Source organism: Acinetobacter sp. Res13-Abat-PEC15-P4-01 (assembly GCF_015676285.1).
Classification (GTDB): Bacteria; Pseudomonadota; Gammaproteobacteria; order Pseudomonadales; family Moraxellaceae; genus Acinetobacter; species Acinetobacter nematophilus.
In genome coordinates, this window is sequence record NZ_JADAIN010000007.1 from 17916 (window position 1) to 35758 (window position 17843).

Annotated in this window: 20 protein-coding genes and 1 pseudogene; 5 read left to right on the forward strand and 16 right to left on the reverse strand. The window is 39.0% G+C overall.

The window, feature by feature from the left end; genetic code table 11:
* Positions 1 to 300: a hypothetical protein gene (locus IMO47_RS01845; protein WP_196074697.1), complete on the reverse strand. Its 300-nt coding sequence runs from the start codon at positions 298 to 300 to the stop codon at positions 1 to 3.
* 96 nt (positions 301 to 396) lie between these two features.
* Here IMO47_RS01845 and IMO47_RS01850 point away from each other — a divergent pair, with 96 nt between their 5' ends.
* On the forward strand, positions 397 to 1173 hold the full coding sequence (locus IMO47_RS01850; protein WP_196074686.1) for a tRNA(His) guanylyltransferase Thg1 family protein: 777 nt from the start codon (positions 397 to 399) through the stop codon (positions 1171 to 1173).
* Positions 1174 to 1358: 185 nt separating this feature from the next.
* On the opposite strand, the gene IMO47_RS01855 is transcribed toward IMO47_RS01850, so the two are convergent.
* The 10 genes from IMO47_RS01855 to IMO47_RS01900 all read right to left on the reverse strand — a co-directional run bounded on the left by IMO47_RS01855 (position 1359) and on the right by IMO47_RS01900 (position 9566).
* Complete coding sequence (locus IMO47_RS01855; RefSeq protein WP_196074687.1) at positions 1359 to 1778, reverse strand: F0F1 ATP synthase subunit epsilon; 420 nt, start codon at positions 1776 to 1778, stop codon at positions 1359 to 1361.
* A 27-nt stretch (positions 1779 to 1805) separates the two neighbouring features.
* A complete protein-coding gene (gene atpD, locus IMO47_RS01860; protein WP_004831984.1) occupies positions 1806 to 3200 on the reverse strand; it encodes a F0F1 ATP synthase subunit beta in 1395 nt (464 codons plus the stop codon).
* A gap of 26 nt (positions 3201 to 3226) precedes the next feature.
* Complete coding sequence (gene atpG / locus IMO47_RS01865) at positions 3227 to 4096, reverse strand: F0F1 ATP synthase subunit gamma (RefSeq protein ID WP_196074688.1); 870 nt, start codon at positions 4094 to 4096, stop codon at positions 3227 to 3229.
* Positions 4097 to 4184: 88 nt separating this feature from the next.
* Entirely contained in the window at positions 4185 to 5729 is a 1545-nt protein-coding gene (gene atpA, locus IMO47_RS01870) for a F0F1 ATP synthase subunit alpha (protein ID WP_004831988.1), read from the reverse strand.
* A 58-nt stretch (positions 5730 to 5787) separates the two neighbouring features.
* A complete protein-coding gene (locus tag IMO47_RS01875; RefSeq protein WP_004831989.1) occupies positions 5788 to 6324 on the reverse strand; it encodes a F0F1 ATP synthase subunit delta in 537 nt (178 codons plus the stop codon).
* 11 nt (positions 6325 to 6335) lie between these two features.
* A complete protein-coding gene (locus IMO47_RS01880) occupies positions 6336 to 6806 on the reverse strand; it encodes a F0F1 ATP synthase subunit B (protein WP_004831990.1) in 471 nt (156 codons plus the stop codon).
* Positions 6807 to 6845: 39 nt separating this feature from the next.
* Positions 6846 to 7091 (reverse strand): F0F1 ATP synthase subunit C, encoded by a 246-nt coding sequence (gene atpE, locus IMO47_RS01885; RefSeq protein WP_000424060.1) that lies wholly within the window; start codon positions 7089 to 7091, stop codon positions 6846 to 6848.
* A gap of 83 nt (positions 7092 to 7174) precedes the next feature.
* Positions 7175 to 8050, reverse strand: a complete 876-nt coding sequence (gene atpB, locus IMO47_RS01890; protein ID WP_004831991.1) for a F0F1 ATP synthase subunit A — start codon at positions 8048 to 8050, stop codon at positions 7175 to 7177.
* Between the two features lie 103 nt (positions 8051 to 8153).
* Complete coding sequence (locus tag IMO47_RS01895) at positions 8154 to 8552, reverse strand: ATP synthase subunit I (protein ID WP_005034576.1); 399 nt, start codon at positions 8550 to 8552, stop codon at positions 8154 to 8156.
* Positions 8553 to 8723: 171 nt separating this feature from the next.
* On the reverse strand, positions 8724 to 9566 hold the full coding sequence (locus tag IMO47_RS01900; protein ID WP_196074689.1) for a metal ABC transporter substrate-binding protein: 843 nt from the start codon (positions 9564 to 9566) through the stop codon (positions 8724 to 8726).
* A 137-nt stretch (positions 9567 to 9703) separates the two neighbouring features.
* Here IMO47_RS01900 and IMO47_RS01905 point away from each other — a divergent pair, with 137 nt between their 5' ends.
* Genes IMO47_RS01905 through znuB form a run of 3 tightly spaced genes read left to right on the forward strand, consistent with a single transcriptional unit; the run spans position 9704 to position 11784 of the window.
* Complete coding sequence (locus IMO47_RS01905) at positions 9704 to 10201, forward strand: transcriptional repressor (protein ID WP_196074690.1); 498 nt, start codon at positions 9704 to 9706, stop codon at positions 10199 to 10201.
* Positions 10174 to 10974, forward strand: a complete 801-nt coding sequence (gene znuC / locus IMO47_RS01910) for a zinc ABC transporter ATP-binding protein ZnuC (RefSeq protein WP_196074691.1) — start codon at positions 10174 to 10176, stop codon at positions 10972 to 10974. The genes IMO47_RS01905 and znuC overlap by 28 nt, the downstream gene beginning before the upstream one ends.
* A gap of 3 nt (positions 10975 to 10977) precedes the next feature.
* Complete coding sequence (znuB, locus tag IMO47_RS01915) at positions 10978 to 11784, forward strand: zinc ABC transporter permease subunit ZnuB (protein ID WP_196074692.1); 807 nt, start codon at positions 10978 to 10980, stop codon at positions 11782 to 11784.
* Positions 11785 to 11821: 37 nt separating this feature from the next.
* On the opposite strand, the gene IMO47_RS01920 is transcribed toward znuB, so the two are convergent.
* Positions 11822 to 12442, reverse strand: a complete 621-nt coding sequence (locus IMO47_RS01920; protein ID WP_196074693.1) for a LysE family translocator — start codon at positions 12440 to 12442, stop codon at positions 11822 to 11824.
* Positions 12443 to 12510: 68 nt separating this feature from the next.
* Positions 12511 to 13131 carry a LysE family transporter gene (locus IMO47_RS01925; protein ID WP_196074694.1) on the reverse strand — a complete coding sequence of 207 codons (621 nt, stop codon included), beginning with the start codon at positions 13129 to 13131 and terminating at the stop codon, positions 12511 to 12513.
* A gap of 161 nt (positions 13132 to 13292) precedes the next feature.
* Here IMO47_RS01925 and IMO47_RS01930 point away from each other — a divergent pair, with 161 nt between their 5' ends.
* A complete protein-coding gene (locus IMO47_RS01930; RefSeq protein ID WP_196074695.1) occupies positions 13293 to 14213 on the forward strand; it encodes a Dyp-type peroxidase in 921 nt (306 codons plus the stop codon).
* 326 nt (positions 14214 to 14539) lie between these two features.
* Here the strand turns inward: IMO47_RS01930 and IMO47_RS19925 are convergent.
* The 3 genes and pseudogenes from IMO47_RS19925 to IMO47_RS01950 form a co-directional block, all read right to left on the reverse strand.
* Positions 14540 to 15127 (reverse strand): annotated as a pseudogene (locus IMO47_RS19925) (transposase family protein).
* A gap of 112 nt (positions 15128 to 15239) precedes the next feature.
* Positions 15240 to 16049: a hypothetical protein gene (locus IMO47_RS01945; protein WP_196085097.1), complete on the reverse strand. Its 810-nt coding sequence runs from the start codon at positions 16047 to 16049 to the stop codon at positions 15240 to 15242.
* A 4-nt stretch (positions 16050 to 16053) separates the two neighbouring features.
* Positions 16054 to 17843, reverse strand: a 1790-nt coding sequence (locus IMO47_RS01950) for a M23 family metallopeptidase (protein WP_196077382.1), incomplete at its 5' end; no start/stop codon positions are given.

The following is a 17843-nucleotide window of genomic DNA, read 5'->3' on the forward strand; positions in this document are numbered from 1 at the left end:
TTAGTCTTGCGCTGTTTTCCATAGTTTAAATGCCATTTGCATCTGTTGTTGAATCGGTAGCGACACTTTATTGCGTTCTAAATTTGAAAAGTCACCCCGATAGGTTTCCGCCACAATCGAGTTTGCCAAATCTTCGATTGCAATTCGTCCTTTGTGCTGATACTGCACAATATCTGTTTCAGTGAGTGCAATATCCCAACAAGATACAACTGAGCTCATATCCACAGCAATGCTGAGATAATATTGGTCTTGAGCTTGGTAGAGTTCCCAAAAGTGCGCTTGCTGCTCAATAAGTTGCATCATTGAATAAAATTCCATTTTTATTGTTCAGATTATGCTAAAACTAGTTCATCTTGAAATATAACTTTAGCATGATGAATAATTCGTAGTATCGCCATGAGATTTGATGATTTAGATCGTACATTACGTGTTTTTGAAACAGCTTATGACTTTTGTGTTCCTCCTGAGCAATATATTGTGGTTCGACTGGATGGACGGGGCTTCACCAAGTTGACCAAAGAGATTTGGAAATTTGAAGCCCCCTTTGATCTGCGTTTCCGCGATTTGATGGTCGAAACAACGGTCCATCTCATGCAGTGTGGTTTCAATATCATTTATGGTTATACACAAAGTGATGAGATTTCCTTATTGTTTCATTTAGAAGATGACAGCTTTAATCGTAAAACACGAAAAATTATTTCTATCCTCGCCGCCGAAGCCAGCGCAAAATTCAGCATCTTACACGGTGAGATGGCAACTTTTGATGCTCGAATTTGCATACTGCCCAATGCAAAAATGACCGAAGATTATTTTCGTTGGCGCCATGAAGATGCTCATCGCAATGCACTCAATGCTCATTGCTATTGGATGTTGCGCAAAGAAGGTCAAACTGTAAACAATGCAACCTCACAAGTAAAAGGATTATCTCGCCAAGATAAACATAATCTACTTTTTAGCCGTGAAATTAACTTCAATGCATTGCCATCATGGCAAAAGCGTGGCACAGGTTTATATTGGACAGAAATTGAAAAAAGTGGTTTTAATCCCAAAACCAAACAGCCGACAATCTCAATCCGTCGACAGATTTTTAAAGATTATGAATTACCTTTAGGGGATGAGTATAGTCAATTCATACAACAGCAATTTTTATTGAAGCAAAAACAAGCCTTTTAAAATATATCTATTCGAGTAAACCCATATCGATCTTTGCTTATACCACTCATGTGTAAATAAATTAGATATTATTAAACTAAATGAGTATTCACTTCTAAAATCCAAGTTTTCGTTATAAGCCATTTGTTTAGCAATCGCATAAAAAAACCACCCTCTCGGGTGGTTTTTCAATCGCCAACTGCGTCTTATTGAGCGCGGTTTTTGATTTTGCGGATGGTTTCCAACTGAGCAGCAGTTTCTGCAAGCGCAGCCAAAGCAGCAGCAGCATCCAAGTCGCTTTTTTGATTTGCGAGCAATTGTTCAGCATTTTTACGTGCTTCGATAATTGCAGCTTCATCTAAGTTGTCAGCACGAATTGCAGTATCTGCAAGAACGGTAACAACATGCGGTTGAACTTCTAGAACACCACCAGATACATAGATTAACTCTTCTGTACCGTTTTCAAGCAGAACGCGAATCGCGCCCGGCTTGAGCAAAGTGACTAACGGCGCGTGACCAGGCATAATACCCAATTCACCGCCAGCACCTTTTGCGATAAGCATTGTCACAGTGCCTGAGTACAAAGACTCTTTAACACTTACAACATCACATTGCATAGTCGACATGTGAATCTCCTAAATGAGAGTTGCTAATTAAAGCTTCTCGGCTTTAGCGATCACTTCGTCAATACCACCAACCATATAGAACGCTTGTTCCGGGATGTGATCGTATTCACCAGCTAGAAGACCTTTAAAGCCACGAATTGTTTCTTTAAGTGGTACAAGTTTACCAGGAGCACCAGTAAACACTTCAGCTACGTGGAACGGTTGAGAGAAGAAACGTTGGATCTTACGTGCACGATACACAGTAAGTTTGTCTTCTTCAGCTAACTCGTCCATACCCAAGATCGCAATGATGTCTTTAAGCTCTTTATAACGTTGCAATACGTTCTGTACAGAACGTGCAATTTCATAATGTTCAGCACCAACAACCAATGGATCTAACTGGCGTGAAGTAGAGTCAAGTGGATCGATTGCTGGATAAATACCAGAAGATGCGATGTCACGGCTCAATACTACAGTTGCATCTAAGTGAGCAAATGTAGTTGCAGGCGATGGATCTGTTAAGTCATCGGCAGGTACATATACCGCTTGGATAGATGTAATCGAACCAGACTTAGTCGATGTAATACGTTCTTGAAGAACACCCATCTCTTCTGCAAGCGTCGGTTGGTAACCTACTGCAGATGGCATACGACCTAAAAGAGCAGATACTTCAGTACCAGCCAATGTGTAACGGTAAATGTTGTCAACGAACAACAATACGTCACGGCCTTTACCGTTTTCATCTTTCTCATCACGGAAGTATTCTGCCATCGTCAAACCAGTTAACGCTACGCGTAAACGGTTACCTGGTGGCTCGTTCATCTGACCGTAGACCATCGCTACTTTGTCAAGAACGTTAGAATCTTTCATTTCGTGATAGAAGTCGTTACCTTCACGAGTACGCTCACCAACACCAGCAAACACAGATAAACCTGAGTGTGCTTTCGCGATGTTGTTGATCAATTCCATCATGTTTACAGTTTTACCAACACCGGCACCACCGAATAAACCAACTTTACCACCTTTTGCAAACGGGCAAAGTAAGTCAATGACTTTAATACCTGTTTCTAAAAGGTCAGTAGAAGCTGCTTGTTCAGCATAAGAAGGTGCTTGACGGTGAATCGGTAAACGCTCTTCAGTCGCTACAGGACCAGCTTCGTCGATTGGGCGACCAAGAACGTCCATGATACGACCTAAACATGCAGTACCTACTGGTACAGAAATTGGCGCACCAGTATTAGACACGTTTAGACCACGTTTAAGACCTTCAGTAGATCCCATTGCGATGGTACGAACTACACCATCACCAAGTTGTTGCTGAACTTCTAAAGTAGTTTCAGTACCGTCAACTTGGAGAGCGTCATAGATCTTAGGAACGCTGTTGCGTTCAAACTCGACGTCGATAACCGCGCCGATGATCTGAATGATACGACCGCTACTCATTGCTGTCTCCTCAATTCAAAATAATGTTAAACGGCAGCGGCACCACCAACGATCTCAGAGATTTCCTGAGTAATCGCGGCTTGACGCAGCTTGTTATAAATGAGTTGTAGGCTCTTGATAAGCTCACCTGCGTTATCAGTTGCAGCTTTCATTGCAACCATACGTGCAGATTGCTCACATGCGATGTTTTCAATCACGCCTTGATAAACCATAGACTCAATGTAACGAACCAATAAACCATTTAAAAGCTCTTCAGCTTCTGGTTCATATAGGTAATCCCAACCATATTGACGGTTAAGATTCTCTTCCGTATCAGCCGCAGCTAAAGGAACGAGTTGTTCGATTTTTTGGTTTTGAGTCATGGCATTGACAAAGCCGTTTGACACAAGATAAATACGATCTAATTCGCCTTTATCAAATGCGTCTAACATCACCTGTACAGAACCAGTTAACTGTTCAAGACTTGGAGCATCACCTACGTTTGTAGTTGCTCCAAGTACTTTACCGCCGTAGTTTTTAAAAAACGAAACCGCTTTTTGACCAATCAAAGCAAATTGAACTTCAATTGACTGCTCTTGTTGCTGTTGAACGTGTTTGACCACTTTTTTGAACAAGTTAATGTTCAAACCACCAGCAAGGCCACGATCTGAAGAAACAATGATATAGCCAACGCGCTTTACTGGGCGTTCAACCATATAACGATGTTTATATTCAGGATTCGCTTGTACCAAATGAGCAATTACACGGTGCATATTTTCGGCATACGGACGGCCCTGAGCCATGCGCTCTTGCGCACGACGCATCTTAGAAGCTGCTACCATCTGCATCGCGCGAGTAATTTTCTGCGTGCTTTTGATACTAGCTACTTTGGCGCGAATTTCTTTTAAATTTGCCATACGCTTAACCTAGTATTCGAAAGCCCTTTCGAGCTTCCGAAGGTTGATCCGTGAACCAAACCATAACTAGATTCAACATCGTTGAATCTTAGTAAGTTTGAGTCGCTTTAAAGCTTTCAATACCTGCTTTAATCGCAGCTTCGATGTCTTTGTCGTAGTTACCAGTTGCATCGATATTTTGCATTAACGCAGCATGCTCTGAACGGAAGTAAGAGATCAACGCAGTATCAAAGTCTACGATTTTCTTCACTTCAACGTCAGCCATATAGCCTTCGTTAGATGCATAAATTGAAACTGCTTGGTCAGCAATTGAATATGGAGCATATTGTTTTTGCTTCATTAATTCAGTTACACGTTGACCATGTTCAAGTTGCTTACGTGTTGCTTCATCAAGGTCAGAAGCGAACTGAGCAAACGCAGCCAATTCACGGTATTGTGCAAGAGCGGTACGGATACCACCTGACAATTTTTTGATGATCTTAGTTTGAGCAGAACCACCAACACGTGATACAGAGATACCCGCGTTCACAGCAGGACGGATACCTGCGTTGAATAATGATGTTTCTAAGAAGATCTGACCGTCAGTAATCGAAATTACGTTTGTTGGTACGAATGCAGATACGTCACCCGCTTGAGTTTCAATAATTGGCAATGCAGTTAATGAACCAGTTTGGCCTTTAACTTCACCATTCGTGAATTTCTCAACATAGTCGGCAGATACGCGAGAAGCACGCTCAAGTAGACGTGAATGAAGATAGAACACGTCACCTGGATATGCTTCACGACCTGGTGGACGACGAAGAAGCAATGAAATTTGACGGTAAGCAACAGCTTGTTTAGACAAGTCATCATAAATGATAAGCGCGTCTTCACCGCGGTCACGGAAGTACTCGCCCATTGTACAACCAGCATAAGGTGCTAGATACTGCATTGCTGCAGGATCAGCTGCAGCTGCTGCTACAACAGTGGTGTACGCCATGGCGCCAGTTTCTTCAAGCTTACGTACTACGTTTGCAATTGTTGATTGTTTTTGACCAATCGCAACGTATACACATTTAATGCCTGACTGTTTTTGAGCAATGATCGCATCGATCGCCATTGCTGTTTTACCAGTTTGACGGTCACCGATGATCAACTCACGCTGACCACGACCAACAGGGATCATTGTATCTACTGATTTATAACCAGTTTGTACAGGTTGATCCACTGATTGACGCCAAATTACGCCTGGTGCTACTTTTTCAACAGCATCAGTAAGTTTTGCATCAATAGGGCCTTTACCATCAATTGGGTTACCCAAAGCATCTACTACACGGCCTAAAAGTTCTGGACCAACCGGAACTTCTAATACACGACCTGTACAACGAGCTTTTTGACCTTCTTGAAGGCTTAAGTAGTTACCTAAGACAACGGCACCCACTGAATCCTGTTCTAGGTTCAGTGCCATACCAAATAAGCCGCCGTCGAATTCGATCATTTCACCGTACATTGCATCAGCAAGGCCGTGAATACGCACAATACCGTCGGAAACCATAACAATGGTCCCTTCGTTCTTAGCGGTCGCGCTGGTGTCCAGATCGCCGATACGCTGTTTAATGAGCGCACTGATCTCGGATGGATTCAGTTGTTGCATTGCGCTATACCTCAATCTTTTTAAAGTTCAGTCTTCTGTTCGCAGTTATTTTTAACAATTACGCTAGAAGACGAGTCCGCATTTTTTCAAGCTTGCTAAGCGCAGAATCATCTATCACTTGGTCGCCTGCACGAATAACAACACCAGCAATCAATGCTGGGTTTACTTCAACTGTGATTTTCACAGCGCTGTTCAAGCGTTTTTCCAACGCATGAGCCAACTTCTGTTCTTGTACTGAGTCCAGCGGGAAAGCTGACTCAATCACAACATCTACAGTGTTGTTATTTTGCGATTTGAGTTGTTCAAATTCTGTGTCGATTTCAGGTAACAATGCTAAACGGCCATTGTCTGCAAGAAGTGTCAAAAAGTTTGACACAGCTTCAGTTTGTTCATTACCTAAAACTTTCGCAAAAAGACCAACCTGCTCAGCAGGTGTCAACTCAGGGCGATTTAAATAAGCGGAAAATGCTTCATCTTGCACCGCAGCACTGAGCAGTTGTAATGCATTTGACCAAGCGTCAGTTGCATTTTGCTCAGATGCATAAGCAAATGCTGCTTTAGCGTATGGGCGTGCCAACGTCAAGAGTTCAGCCATATTCGCCTCTCTTAAAGTTTAGCAGCCAGCTGATTCAGCATGGCATTATGAGCTTCTGCGTCAACTTGTTGGTTCAGAATTTTCTCTGCACCAGCAACTGCAAGAGCAGCAACTTGTTGACGTAATTCTTCACGAGCAGAATTGATGTCTTGGTCAACAGCATCTTTCGCTTGTTGACGAATACGCTCACCTTCAGCAGATGCTTGGGTACGCGCTTCTTCGATCAATTGTGCCGCACGACGGTTCGCTTGTTCGATCAATTGAGCCGCTTGTGCTTTCGCCGCATCAATTTCTTGCTTAACTTGTGCTTGTGCATCAGCAAGATCAGCTTTCGCTTTCTCCGCAGCGTTTAAGCCATCAGCGATTTTACGCTGACGCTCACTAATCGCATTGATTAGTGGTGGCCATACGAACTTCATGCAGAATGCGACAAATATCGCAAATGCAATCGCTTGGCCAAACAATGTGAGGTTGATATTCATTGCAAATTCCTCAAATAGTGAATTTCGGAATTAAGCTGATTAACCTACAAATGGATTAGCGAAGATGAAGAACAAGCCAATACCAACACCGATCATAGGCACAGCATCAAGAAGACCCGCGATTAAGAACATACGAGTTTGAAGTTGTGGAGCCAATTCTGGTTGACGAGCTACAGCTTCAAGGAAGCGACCGCCTAAAAGACCAAAACCAATCGCAGTACCTAAAGCACCAAAAGCGATCAAGATAGCAGATGCAATTGCAACTAGACCTAAAGTGAGTTCCATGATAATTCCTCAGAGGTTAGGTTTATACCAAATTAAATTAAAAAAATTATACCTAACCACCTGATGACAGTTAGGCAATACCATTAATGTTTTTCGCTTGCCATGCTCAAGTATACGATTGTTAGCATCATGAAAATGAAGGCTTGCAACGTAATAACAAGAATGTGGAAGATAGCCCAAGGCACAGACAACGCCCATTGGATCCAGAAAGGTAACAATGCGATCAAGATGAAGATCAACTCACCCGCATACATGTTACCGAATAATCGGAGTGCCAATGAAATTGGACGTGCAAGGAATGTTACCAATTCTAGAATCAAGTTCACTGGAATCAATAACGCTTTTGCAACTGGGTTACTTGGATTAAATGGGTTAAGTGCTAATTCACCAACGAAACCGCCGATGCCTTTTTCACGAATACTATAGAACAAGATCAAAGCAAATACAGACAATGACATACCAAGGGTAATGTTAGGATCTGTAGATGGAACAACCTTGAAGTAAACGTGGTGAGGATCCATACCAAATACGCTTGCACCAATTTGTTGTGCTAGATAAGGAATCCAGTCAACAGGAATTAAGTCCATCGCATTCATGAGGAAAATCCACACGAAAATGGTCAAGGCTAAAGGTGCAATTAAACGTGATTTACCATGAAAAGTATCACGAACACTTGAGTCAACAAACTCGATAATCATTTCGATTGCAGACTGGAACTTGGTAGGAACACCAGAGTTTGCAGCTTTCGCCACACACCAGAATATCAAACAGAAAATCAAACCAAGGCCAATTGACCAACCCATTGAATCCAAGTGAATAGCAGTGAACCCCATCTGTTGAGCTTCTGCACCATTCTCAGCCAATTTCCAAGTACCATCTGGCATTTTGCCATAGGTCATATTGGTCAAGTGATGCTTGATATACTCGGTCGAAGTCAGGGCATGTTCTTCAGCAGCCATAAATCACACCTGGTCAATGTCAAATAATAAATAGAGTTAACGAATATCGCGTGCTGCATGATATCTCGTTAATCCCCAAAAAAATTTTCAATTTCTGCTGCGCTTATACTCGTTTTTGTTGTCGTGCTACCCAAAATGGAGCAACCCACGACATCGCCTGAACGAGAATAAAACCACAAAACAATGCTACCGGGGATAACGGTTTGACATTGCTTAAAATTAAAATGAAACCAACGATCACAATTGCAAATTTGCCCATCAAGCCTCGATACATGTTCGAAAGAACCTGTTTTGAAGCACGTGCACCTGCGGCTCGAAACGACTGCCAAGAAAAATAACAACTGGCAAGCCAACATAACAGTGCACCTAATGCTGCACTTAAAGCCGCAGTCGAGTCTTTCAAGACCCACGCTACCAAGGCTGAAACAGGTATCATTAATGCTTGTAAATAGACCAAAGCTTTTGCTAATCGTCGGTCAATCAAGCGACTAGTTTGGCTCATTTTTTATCCATTCACAGCATAAATGCTTGACAAGTTTAGCTGATGATCGTTTTTAATCGCAGGCATTATAGAGTTACACCCCTGAACATGCAATCTTTTCCCGACCTTAGTCGTGTTTTTTTCGATATACAGGTTGCTTTTCATATGAGCAATTGTTGATTAATTTTTACATTATTTTCGTGCATTAAGTACGCAGGCTTGTGTCTGTTGTGCCAAAGCTTGCCATGCAACCACAAAATCTTGTTGTTTTGCTAACGTCTCATCTACGGATTGAAAAGAAATTTCTCCCAATTTTCGATATTGACTCGGACTTGCACTGGCTTCTGCCAATAAACACATTTTTTTGTAAGGACGCGTATCATTTAAAAACTTGATCTGTGTAACCGTCGGCGCCACATGAGGATCATCAGTCATTGCACCTGCAAATTTTAAATTGAGTGAACGTTCAAGATATTGATATGCATCGTGATATGCCCAATAAGGACGTGCAGCACCTGCCGCAGTAATTTTTTGTGAAGCAGACAACATTTCACTGGCAAACTTTTTCGCATTGTTCCAATAAACAGTTTTATTTTCAGGATGCTGTTGTGACCTCAATGCCGCAATAAAGAAGCCTATGCGTACGGCATTGTTTGGGTCTAACCAAACGTGGGTATCTATGGTGTCTTTCAGTGCAACACCTTTCGGATTTCTGAGTGGAAGTGCCTGAATGATGCCTGAGTCAAGAATAGAGATGGCTTTGGTATTGTCTCCAAGAACTTTTTCCAAAGGTGCTTCGTGTGCTTTCCCCAACCAAACCACCAATGAAGCCTCCATAATCGTCTTTCGGTTATCTGGTGTTAGCTGTACATCATGTCCTGTCTGATTTCCCAACAGCAAAATAGGTTCTTCTACCCCTTGGGTGATTTCTTTTGCGATCAGATAAATAGGATGAGTTGAGACCACCAAAGGCGCTTGAGCCCAAGTGACACTAGCAAATAATGCACATAAGCAAAAAGCGATAATGCGATTCATGGGAGTGTATTACCAAAAAAAATTTATGTTATAGTATAACAAAAGTTAAAAAATACCTACGCCATTCGTAAGTTGATAGAGCTTCATGTTAATATTTACGATTGTCTTCATTCAAATAAGAAGTTTTGAGGTCTGATATGAGCTTATGTTCACACGAACACCATGATACTTTGCATGGTGTACACGATCATCTCAATGTACAAGAGCGTTTATCAGAAGCAGAAAACCTTTGTGCCACCTCAGGCGCGCGTCTTACTCCCCTACGCAAAGAAGTACTGGAGTTGATTTTGAATGCATCAGGACCAGTGGGTGCATATGACCTTCTCGCCAAGATGAAAGGAGCCGCGGAACGTCCAGCAGCTCCTCCAACCGTATACAGAACACTCGACTTCCTCTTGGAAAAAGGATTTATTCATCGCTTAACCTCTATTAATGCCTATATCCCTTGCTGTCATCCACGCGAAGGGCATCAAGCCGCTTTTCTGATCTGTACTGAATGTCATACAGTGAAAGAAGCTTCAGCAATAGGTCTGATTCAACAATTGAATCATTTAGCAGAGTCCGACAAGTTCAAAGCACATCATAGTATTATTGAGATTTCAGGAATATGTCAGCAGTGCTCAAGCAAAGCGTGAACACTCCCCTTGTTCAGCTAAAGCAGATCAATGTCCAGATTGATGATCGTGATATTTTAAAAAATGTAGATTTTTCACTGCAAGAAAAAGAAATTGTCACGCTCATTGGTCCCAATGGTGCAGGTAAATCCACATTGATCAAAGTTCTGTTGGGTATTTTAAAACCCAATTCAGGGAGTATTGTCAGCGCATCAAAACTGAAGCTCGCCTATGTACCTCAGAAATTTAATCCCTCTCATAGTCTTCCATTAAGGGTTAAGGACCTGCTTGATCTGGAAAAATGCGATAAAGCCATTAAAGCCGAAATTATCCGCGATACGGGCATTGCCAAACTCGAAAACTCTAAAGTGCAACAACTTTCTGGTGGTGAACGTCAACGCGTTTTATTAGCACGGGCATTATTACGCCAACCTGATATTTTGGTCTTGGATGAGCCTATGCAAGGTTTAGACATCCAGTCTGAGGCAGAATTATATGGTTATGTTCGAAGCTTGCCTGAACGCTATGGCTGTGCCATCTTGATCGTCTCTCACGATTTACAATGGGTGATGCAAGGCACACAGCGTGTCGTATGTTTAAACAAGCATATCTGTTGCAGTGGTTTACCAGACAGCATTCAGCAACATCCTGAGTATCGGGCTTTATTTGGTGATACCTTTGGCAAGCAACATGCCTTTTATCAGCATCATCATGATCATTGTGCCCATGGTGATTCTGCCAAGACCTGTGAACATGGTTCTCATCCTCACATTCACCCTGAACCGGAAGCTTAAACCATGATGGAATGGTTAGAATTACTCTTACCTGCATGGATCATGGGAACACTGTTGGTGTTTCTAACTGCGCCTTTAGGTTGTTTGATGCTCTGGCGAAGAATGTCCTTTTTTGCAGACACCATGGCGCATGGCACTTTGCTTGGCGTTGCCTTAGCTGCCGTTCTAAGTTTACCACTTTGGGTTGGCGTTACCTTCACTGCGATTCTTTTAGTTGCTGTACTTTGGGTTTTACATGACCCTCGTCTGCCTAATGATGCCTTGCTTGCTTTATGTGCAGCTACCCTGCTCTGTTCTGGTCTATTGCTGATTCAACACTTACCTGCTTTGCGTCCAGAGCTGTTGAGCTACTTATTCGGTGATTTACTCACCATTGAATGGTCTGACTTGGCTGTTTTCGCTGCTGTGATTATAGGTGCTTTAGCAATTCTTTATTATCACTGGCAAGCACAAATTCAAATTGCAATTGATCCTGACATTGCAGTGAGTGAAGGTGTCAATGCCAAATGGCAACGTTTGATTTTTATGTTGCTATTGGCATTATTTACAGTTCTTGCCTTACGTGCAGTTGGTTCATTGTTGATGGGTGCTCTTCTCGTCATCCCCGCCTTAGCATCACGTTTGATTTCACATTCTCCTAAACAAATGGTGGTCGGTGCTTTTGTGATTGCACAAATTGGGGTGACTGTAGGCTTATGGTCGAGTGCTGCATTGAATATCTCAACAGGTTTAAGTATCGTTTTAACCATGTCCTTATTGTTTGCACTGATCTTCTGTACCATGAAAGTCAAAAAAGGGCGTTTCAACTGAATCAGGGTCATTTTACGATTCAGTTGAAATCTTATTCTTAAAGCAAGTTTTGGATAGAAACGTATAAGCCGTAAAATGCAATTGTGATTAAAATCAGCCCACAAAGTCCCAATATTTTGGGATAAATTCTACTTTTAGAGAGCTGATTAAAAGACAAGTAGACTATAGATAAAGTGAGAAAATCCAAGATAATCCATGTGATCACAAGAATAACCAAGCTCATATTCAGATCAGAATGAACATGAATAAATTGCGGAAAGAACGATGAGAAAAAAATAATATCTTTTGGATTTGAAATACCGACCAAAAAGCCTCTCGCTAGCCCTCCGTCTACTGGTGAAAGTATAGCATTTGATTGTTGACCATGCTGAAACCAAACCTCTTTGAGTATGCCATAACCGAGATAAGCGATATAAAGGCATCCAAGAATTTTAATGGTCAGGAAAAGTGTTTCATTTACACTCAGCATGCCTTTTAGAATTAAAATGGAAATTGCAATCAATACCAATGACGCAAGATTTGTTCCCACGATGGTTTGTAATGATTTGCGATAACCTCCTTTTAAACCTGCACTTGCCACCAAAATCATGACTGGTCCAGGTGTTGCAATCATAATAATTACGCTGATGGCATACAGATAAAATTCTAGATAATTCAAACGACCCTCGGCATATTAAATGTTTTATTGATTGTTATTGATTGGTGAACAGTTTAATTCATGAAATTTTATTGATGTACTAAACTTAATAAACCTGCGGCACAACTAAATAATACGGCAAAGGTGCGATTCATATACTTCTGCTGCTCGGGAGATTTAAGCAATCTCAAAACTTTTGCAGCCAATCCTGTATAGCCAGCCATCACAATTAAATCAATCGTAATCATCGTGATCGCCATAATCACATATTGAATCCATTGAGGTTTAGACATATCTAAAAATTGAGGCAAGACAGCAAGTAAGAATACGATTGCTTTTGGATTACTGATATTGACCACAAAGCCGTTTAGAACCAATCTGGGAATGGATTTTGTCGGTTGTTCAGTTGGGATGTCTATAGATTGTGTTTTAGCTGTCCATTGCATATAGGCCAAGTAGAGTAAATAGAACACTCCAAACCATTTCACCGCAAGAAAAGCCATCGGTGTGGTAGCAAATAATACACCGACTCCAGCAGCAACAATTACAATTTGCACCAGCAATGCCAGCTGTAAGCCAATTGCATTCCAATAACCACGGCGAAAACCATAATTTAGACCACTCGACATTGACGCAATAGCGCCAGCACCAGGTGATATACTAATCACCCAACACGCCAACATATATGCAAACCAAACTTGATAGGACATAACAAAAAATAAAATATTTTGAACAAAGCATTATAGCGGTTTTAAAACGATACATTTCGATTAATTTAATTGGTAAAAAATATAAGACTTTACTATTCAGCTCTTGCCAGTTCATGCACAATAAGTAAATTGATAAATAAAAATTGAGGAGCCATCACGATATGACAGCCCAATCTGTAATTTTACCTTTACCTTCTGACCACGCGCGTTTTATCGTTTTAAATTTAAAAAATCTGTCTATTGATGGCTTAAAAAAGCGTCTCAATGCGCTATTAAGTACACGTGATCGACTGATCACGCAACACCCCGAAGCTGAGATTAAAACCGCAATCGCTTTTGGTCCAGAACTTTGGTCAAGGCTTTATCATACTGCTCCTCTGGGATTTAAACAGTTAGAACCGATTCAAGGCGCATTTCAAATGCCCGTTGTTCCTGCTGATGTTCTGATTCACATTGCTTCTGCACGTACTGACATTTGTTTTGCACTGAGCCAATCGTTTTTTGATGGTATCCAAGATCAAGTTGAAGTTTTAGACGAACGTGTATGTTTCCGTTATCTCGATGGTCGTGACCTGACGGGATTTATTGATGGTACTGAAAACCCTCAATTTCCTGATGATCGTGCGGAGACTGCTTTATTGGGTGAAGATTCAGGTATTTTCGAAGATGGATCTTTTATTTTTGCACAGCGTTATGTCCATGAACTTGAAAAATGGAAACGTTTAAAAGTAGATGCGCAGGAAAATGTGATTGGTCGTTCTAAATTAGAAAGTATTGAGATGGACGATGAGCAAAAACCTGAAAATGCCCATATTGCGCGTGTTGTTATCGAAGATGATGAAGGTGATGAATTGGAAATTCTGCGTCACTCTCTGCCTTATGGTGATGGTCAAGGTGAACAGGGCTTATTTTTTATTGCTTATACCAAAGATTTAACCCGTATTGATCGGATGTTGGTGAATATGTTTGGTACCCAAGGGGATGGAATTCATGACCGTTTATTGCACTTTGTAACCCCTGTCGATGGTGCGTACTTCTTTGCACCGAATGAAGAAGTGTTGGAAGAGATTTTGGAGGATTGAAATAGATAGGGAATAGTTCGTTATAACTATTCCTTAAACAAATTCAATGTTTTAAATCAAAAGAAAGATCTATTAACTTATGCAATTTAAATATCTTGTAAAGCTTAATTATTGAGCTGAATAAACTTGATCTAATCGTTTAAGTTCGCCTAGTCTAGCTTTATCAATTTCGAGCAAACAAGATTCAATTATTGTGGTCGCACCATGGTAATTCCCCCGAAAAATTAAGAAAACAATAATAAATATATTTTGTTAAATACTTTTAAACATGCTGAATTCCTTTGAAATATTTAGAACCTGTTGATGTTTAGGGTTCATAATTTAATCTACAAGAGTAGCCATAAAAATATACAAGCTAATGCAACAGAAATTTCATATTTCCATTTTAATTTGTCATATCAAGTGGCTATTTCTCAAAACTACTTTAGTCTACAAAACATATTTTCTACTAAATGCGGACTTTATATCAATAACAATCTATATGGTCATTTTTTGATTGGCTATTGGATTTTTTCTTTTTACCATTATAGGACTTAATTTGTCTGTTTAGGATGTTCAATCTCAGATTCTGTTATATCCACAATAACAAAGTCATGATCTGTAATCTCTTGATTTTTTTCGATAATAAAAATACTGTATAACGCAGTTCTCAATTTTTTGGATGGTTCGATTGGCGTTGCTTTCAACTATTGCAAACTCAGCAGAAAATTCAAGGTGAATACTATTAGATCGTAAGTACTTCAATATTAATAATAACTGATCTTCAAGTGCTAAGCTGTGAAGGCAAACAGATTTTTCTTAGAACGTTCAGCCTCTTCTAAAACAAGAATCATTTTAGAAAATAAAAGACATGTTACTCTGACTAAACGTTTGAATTCAAAATCATCGAACTATGTTAAATTTTCATATTTCATAAAGCTACTATAAACAGTTTATAGTTTCGCAAGAAGTCTATTATATTGAGCTATAATATCAAAAGGAATTAATTTTTAAGCTTAACTCATTTTGATATATTACAAAATTTACTCATTTAATAAAATATGAATATTGTCCACCACTATCATTTCTTGAAATAACTTTATTGCTACCTTTTACCCTCTCAACAAAATTTTTAATCAAAAAAGGTTTTTTCTTGTCCAAGACTAAAGCAAATGAGTATTCAATAGGTGTTTTTTCGTAAACTAGTCTACCAGTCGAACTAAAATTCTCTTTTGGCTGTTGTATTTCATAAACTATATTATACATATTTTGATTTTTATTATATTTTATAGAAGCTAGTTTACTAAATTTTAGGGGAATTTCATAAACATTTTTCACCTGAGAATCAATAGTTAAAAAAGCAGGGTTATATAAACCTAAATTTTTTTTATTTACAATATAAATATTACTCTTAAATTCTTTTGAATCGTTACTCGAAACTGGATTCACATAACTTTCTATCGAAAAGATTGATATGTTACTATCATCAAATATCATACTTGTACCAATAGCGCTAACATCTGAGATAATAAAGGGTAGCTTATAGCTACTATTTTTAATTGAAAAGTATGGTTGATAATTTATAAAATAATAATTTTCACCCTTAATTTTATTATTATTACTTAACAATGGATTAAGTAAAATTGAAACATCTTGATATGGAAGTTTTACCATATTTTTGTTTTGATAATTTTTTTTATCAATACTTATATATGTAAAATACGAATTTAATATATTTCTATACCCTTGTTCAATAAAAGTAGGCCTATCCTCATTTTCAATTAAATTATACTCAGCTTTAACCTGAGAATTAATCATTAAAAATATAGTAATTACAGTGAAAAAAAATTTAGTCATATAGCTACCTTCCAAGCTGCACACCATTCTCTATTGTCTTACAATTATCAATCCACGGAAATGGATCTAAACGATAATCCATTCCTGATTTTCCCATTGATTTATTAATTTCTGTTCTTACTTCAAAATGTAAATGAGAACCTTCTTCAATTTTCGTCATATTACCTGCATTACCTGAATTACCTGTAGCGCCTAGAACAGTGTTTAGATCTGTAATTTGAACTCCAGCTTCTATTGATATATTACTTAAATGTGCATAAACAAAGTAAACCACCCCTTGAGTTTTATTTTTTAATAGTTTTTTCTTTTCTTCTGGTAAATCTTTTACATTGCATTCCAAAATTACCGTTTTACCATAACCTGGATAAGCTAATAAAACCCTCGCAACTCTTCCAACACAAACAGGGTAAATTTTTGTTCCCAAATCAGCTTCAATATCTATACCTTGATGTTTTCCTTGTGCCCGATATGTATTTACTGTAAACCTAGATGCAACATTAGTCGCTTCAGATAAAGTTTTAGAATTATAATTTTTCGCATTGGCGCTTAATGGTAACGATTTATAACCAAACCTTCTAATTTGGCAAATCCCATTCAAAGGATTCCTCCATTTTCCGAAACTCAACCCTTCATTTACATTCTCTATTTTTTTTTCTTCATTATTAATTTTTGGAAACTCAATTTTAAACTCCTCTCGATCATTTTTCGCGACAAGGGTTTTTAATACTTTATTATCAAAAATAATTTCTAAAGAATCTCCTTTTTTCACACTTAATGCATCATTTCCACTAGCATTAGTTGTATGTAGCTTCTTCCCATAAACAGACTTTACATAATAAGTAACATTTGGCTTTACTTTACTTTCATAAAGAGACGTAATTACGATAGTAATATTTTCAGAAGAGTTATTAGAAACTGTTGACTTATTTTCAAAAGCTTTACTCGGTCTAACTAATGGTTTTCCTCCCAAATAGATAATAATATCTTCCATCGTACGTGGTTCTTTAAATTTCCCACCATTTTTCGGACTTAATGTATATCTATTAACATTAATCTTTAGATCTGTGTATTCAGTACATAACCACCATCTATATGCTGAATTCCCGTCATTAAATCTTTCTTTATACGCTTTTATTTTTTTACTATTTGGATCATTGGGACTTACCTGAGTAACTAACTTATCCCACCCACCTTCATTCGTAGCTTCAATTATTCTACCAAATCCAGTAAAACCGTCATGATGTGCTACATAACTTACTTTTGCTAGATCAGCAGGCTCCAATTGTGCAATCTTTGGATAAGAATTTTTCATTCCATTAATATTTGCTCTAGCATAAGCTGCCGCTGTATCTACTGAAAACTGAGGATTAGTCCCCAAGGCTCTTAATTTAATTTTGCTTGCATCCGAAATATCTTTTATTGACATATTCTCTTTAAAATTAGGAATTAATTTATTTTTTACAACATATTGTTGCAACAAAGTATCCTTATATTTTGAAGAAACACACATTTCATACCATGTCCCTTTTAAAAATTGCGTTAAACCTACAGCCGTAGAACCAGAGGCCTTTGCTTCTGCATTCCATTCCTGACTTCCTTTTTTAGTTCCAGCTTCTGCATTTATTTTAGCAGCTAAAGCTTGTGGAGCTAAATCATACTTTTTTGCAGCATCGATAATAATTCGTCTATATTTTTCATTATCTGGATGCAAATATAAATTTTCCTCTGAATATACAACAGCAATAGTTGTAGCTGGCAATCCATTTTCAACTCTTGTGTCATAAACTTTCGGAA

Coding starts and splice junctions, on each gene's coding strand:
- atpE (WP_000424060.1), bottom strand. CDS start 7,091: ATGGAACTCACTTTAGGTCTAGTTGCAATTGCATCTGCTATCTTGATC.
- IMO47_RS01905 (WP_196074690.1), top strand. CDS start 9,704: ATGAGCTTATGTTCACACGAACACCATGATACTTTGCATGGTGTACAC.
- IMO47_RS01925 (WP_196074694.1), bottom strand. CDS start 13,131: ATGTCCTATCAAGTTTGGTTTGCATATATGTTGGCGTGTTGGGTGATT.
- IMO47_RS01875 (WP_004831989.1), bottom strand. CDS start 6,324: ATGGCTGAACTCTTGACGTTGGCACGCCCATACGCTAAAGCAGCATTT.
- IMO47_RS01945 (WP_196085097.1), bottom strand. CDS start 16,049: ATGACTAAATTTTTTTTCACTGTAATTACTATATTTTTAATGATTAAT.
- atpA (WP_004831988.1), bottom strand. CDS start 5,729: ATGCAACAACTGAATCCATCCGAGATCAGTGCGCTCATTAAACAGCGT.
- IMO47_RS01855 (WP_196074687.1), bottom strand. CDS start 1,778: ATGTCGACTATGCAATGTGATGTTGTAAGTGTTAAAGAGTCTTTGTAC.
- atpG (WP_196074688.1), bottom strand. CDS start 4,096: ATGGCAAATTTAAAAGAAATTCGCGCCAAAGTAGCTAGTATCAAAAGC.
- IMO47_RS01895 (WP_005034576.1), bottom strand. CDS start 8,552: ATGAGCCAAACTAGTCGCTTGATTGACCGACGATTAGCAAAAGCTTTG.
- IMO47_RS01850 (WP_196074686.1), top strand. CDS start 397: ATGAGATTTGATGATTTAGATCGTACATTACGTGTTTTTGAAACAGCT.
- atpB (WP_004831991.1), bottom strand. CDS start 8,050: ATGGCTGCTGAAGAACATGCCCTGACTTCGACCGAGTATATCAAGCAT.
- IMO47_RS01845 (WP_196074697.1), bottom strand. CDS start 300: ATGCAACTTATTGAGCAGCAAGCGCACTTTTGGGAACTCTACCAAGCT.
- atpD (WP_004831984.1), bottom strand. CDS start 3,200: ATGAGTAGCGGTCGTATCATTCAGATCATCGGCGCGGTTATCGACGTC.
- znuC (WP_196074691.1), top strand. CDS start 10,174: ATGTCAGCAGTGCTCAAGCAAAGCGTGAACACTCCCCTTGTTCAGCTA.
- znuB (WP_196074692.1), top strand. CDS start 10,978: ATGATGGAATGGTTAGAATTACTCTTACCTGCATGGATCATGGGAACA.
- IMO47_RS01900 (WP_196074689.1), bottom strand. CDS start 9,566: ATGAATCGCATTATCGCTTTTTGCTTATGTGCATTATTTGCTAGTGTC.
- IMO47_RS01880 (WP_004831990.1), bottom strand. CDS start 6,806: ATGAATATCAACCTCACATTGTTTGGCCAAGCGATTGCATTTGCGATA.
- IMO47_RS01930 (WP_196074695.1), top strand. CDS start 13,293: ATGACAGCCCAATCTGTAATTTTACCTTTACCTTCTGACCACGCGCGT.